This window comes from Novacetimonas cocois, assembly GCF_003311635.1.
GTDB lineage: Bacteria > Pseudomonadota > Alphaproteobacteria > Acetobacterales > Acetobacteraceae > Novacetimonas > Novacetimonas cocois.
The window spans coordinates 1-2967 of record NZ_QEXL01000048.1; the positions used below are offsets into that span (position 1 = coordinate 1).

Below are 2967 nucleotides of genomic sequence, written 5' to 3' on the forward strand. Positions count from 1 at the left end.
CAATCTGCCTCGCTGCAACCGTCATCTTCTGGCTATGAGTCCTGAGCCTAGCGCTGAAGGATGGCTACAAGGACAACCAGAAACTTGGGTTCAAGCGCACGCACTTTCCATGGCTATACGAAATACCCACGCAGTTCCAAGGCAAGATCAAGCCCCCCCATGTGGTACTCGACCTGTACCCGCGTGTCGAAGCGCTATCCAGCAAGGACAAGGGTAGAACCTTCACGATAGAAGTTCGCAACAAGGGCAAGCTGAATCAGACGCTGTTCCCGGCTTTCAATTGGGATCGCATCTATCTGGCGTTGCTGGATTACAAGTTGCAGCGTAGTTGGAGCAACCTGCGGTTGGAACGGCAGAAGCTGATCGACTTCTGTGCGGGCACGCAGGATTGGTACACGCTGTTCATCCCGGCGGCGGAACTGAACGTGACGACCTTCGCTGACATCCGCAAGCAAGAAGACATTCTGCTTCGACTGCTGACGGACTACACCGACCGATTTTACAAGGCCTTGAAGAAGGGATACGAAGGCCAGTTCTACGACATCATCCACATTGATGAAGACCACGGGTCGATGCTCAAGCTGTACCAATTCGAGATTGAGAACAGCGACGACGGTCGAGAATATCAGGCGAAGCTGGAAGTGCTGAAGAAGCTGGTGGCGGACGGCAAGATCGGCGAGGCCAGCAAATGGAACGCGCCGCACATGGTAGCCATCAGCTTCGCCCGGCATTTGTACTACCCACTGCTGGCGTTGGAGGACAAGGATGCAGTACCCTTGAAGCTGCGTCCGCTGGCGTTTGATGCTCCGAGCGAATGGGAATTTGTTCGCGATCTGGAAGCGTTCTACAAATCAGTGGAAGGCAAGGCTGCCATAGGCGCCCGCAGCCTTTACCTGCTGCGCAACGCTGATCGGGAAGAGAAAGGACTGGGTTTCGCGCTGGCGGGCAATTTCTATCCCGACTTCCTTCTGTGGTTGGTGGACGACTCCAGCGGAAAGCAGTGGCTAACCTTCGTCGATCCGAAGGGGCTGCGCAATCTTGACCTGTCGAACCCCAAGCTTGGGCTGTATAAGGAAGTGAAAACCCTAGAGGCGACGCTGGCCAGGCAGGCCAAGGTGGGCGAACCGCCGCTGATCTTGAATGCCTTCGTCCTGTCGCCGACAAAGTTCGCCGATCTGCTCAACGTGGGCGATCCTACCAAGAAGGACGAGTTAGAGCGGCGCCATGTGTTATTCATGGAAGAGGGCGGAAGCACCTATCTGAAAAAGCTATTTGGGGCCATCAGATGAGTATGAGGTAGCGCTTAACATGGTATCATTAATGGTATCCAATATCAAACTGCACCATAAATCATTGTATTTAAAATAGAATGTTGAATAATTTATAATCGAGTGGGAATGATTTTCATTGGGAACGGAAGTATTCCGTTCCCATGAAAGTTAATACTACCGACTACTTTTGTGGCCTGTTGAAGGAAATAAACCGGTTTCTCTGGCATATCTGATGGTGATCGTCATGCGTGCCAGTGGAAAATTCCCTGAAATACCGTCATGGGCAGATGGGCCTGTGGCGGTATTTTTTGTGGGGTCAGAAGCGTTGCAATGCTTGCCGGGTTTGTGATTCAATATTTGAAAATAACGATATGGTGGAACGTGACAGGATATATTTCTTATCACGGGAAAAGATACGATGCCCATTCTACATGGGCGGTTGGCGCTGTATGTTCAGGGCACATCATCCATTTAGATAGATGATGGCCGGGGAAACCTAATACTACTGAACCGAAAGGTACATTCTAATGCGCGGCGGATATGCCCCCAGCCGCCGCAGGCGCTGCTGAGGACGACGGTGTGGCGGCGGTGGGGGAGGCGGAGACTGTGGTGGTCGGCGACTGGTCAGGCTCCTTGGGGGAACTGAACGCCGAAACCGGACCGAATATGCCGGCCTTCACATGCCGCATTGAACTGACCGGTTTACGGATGCAGCCACGCGCAACGATGGAACACACACCGTCAGTTCCGACGATTTCGTCATCATCGCCGCTGTAATGCAGGTCGGTGACCGTGTCGTTTTCAAGACGGATATCGGCAATACAGGTTTTCCCCGCGCCCCCGAGCGTCGTTTCCGTCAGGTTTACAATGGTCTGTAATGGAAAGAGCGTGGAATCATTGGCGGAAGGAACGTTGATGGTGCGGACATACTCAAATACCTGAACATTGTCGTTCAGTTTCTTGATTTTGTCCGGAACGCCCACGCACGACTGCACCTCGTCGCTTTTCATGCCGATCATGGCCAGCTGTGCCCGATGCGCCGTTCTGGAATCGGTATAGCCGCAGCCGGTCAGGCCGCCTAACGGCATCAGCATCATGATTGCGCACAGGAAACGGTTGTGCATGAATGAAGGGAGCCGGCGCGAAACATTCGGGAGGGAGAAAGGGGAGATTGTCATTTTCTCTCTTGATGACGGGGGCAGAGGGAGAATTATATTCAATCCAGTAAGGATATACTTAATATTATGCCTATTTAAGGAAACGTCATGGGGGCAGAGTCAATCGCTTTTTTGTAATATAATGACACCTGCGGATAAGCCGGGGGCAGGCCGCAGACGCAGGATGCTGCTCAGTCGCTGATGGCGGTAATGCGGTGCGGGTCGTGCCTGAATGGCAATCGGATATGTCCGTACCGGACATCTGTTCATGTCATTCCCGATGCTTTCCATCAGGTATCAGCGGATCATTACGGTCGGGGCAATGGGAAAGCCGATGGAAAACAGGCATGGAACCGCCATCGGATCGATGCTTGGGTCGCCATTTCCTGGTGCGGGCGTGAATATCGTGTCGCAATCGGAAAAATGTCACGAAATGTTAGAATCCATTCCTCTACATTCATCTGGGCGCTTTCCCGCACTATATCTCTAGGCTCAGGACTCATAGCCAGAAGATGACGGTTGCAGCGAGGCAGATTGCC

2 protein-coding genes are annotated in these 2967 nt (G+C 52.7%); one reads left to right on the plus strand and one right to left on the minus strand.

The window, feature by feature from the left end:
* The first annotated feature begins 161 nt into the window (after positions 1 to 161).
* On the plus strand, positions 162 to 1289 hold the full coding sequence (locus NJLHNGOC_RS15330) for a hypothetical protein (RefSeq protein ID WP_206059820.1): 1128 nt from the start codon (positions 162 to 164) through the stop codon (positions 1287 to 1289).
* A 506-nt stretch (positions 1290 to 1795) separates the two neighbouring features.
* Here NJLHNGOC_RS15330 and NJLHNGOC_RS15335 read toward each other — a convergent pair.
* Positions 1796 to 2395, minus strand: coding sequence for a hypothetical protein (locus NJLHNGOC_RS15335; protein ID WP_239021574.1), 600 nt, complete (start codon positions 2393 to 2395; stop codon positions 1796 to 1798).
* Positions 2396 to 2967: the final 572 nt, after the last annotated feature.

Bases quoted from the DNA above. Each gene is read 5' to 3' on its own strand.
- NJLHNGOC_RS15335 (WP_239021574.1), bottom strand. From the start codon at position 2,395: ATGCACAACCGTTTCCTGTGCGCAATCATGATGCTGATGCCGTTAGGC.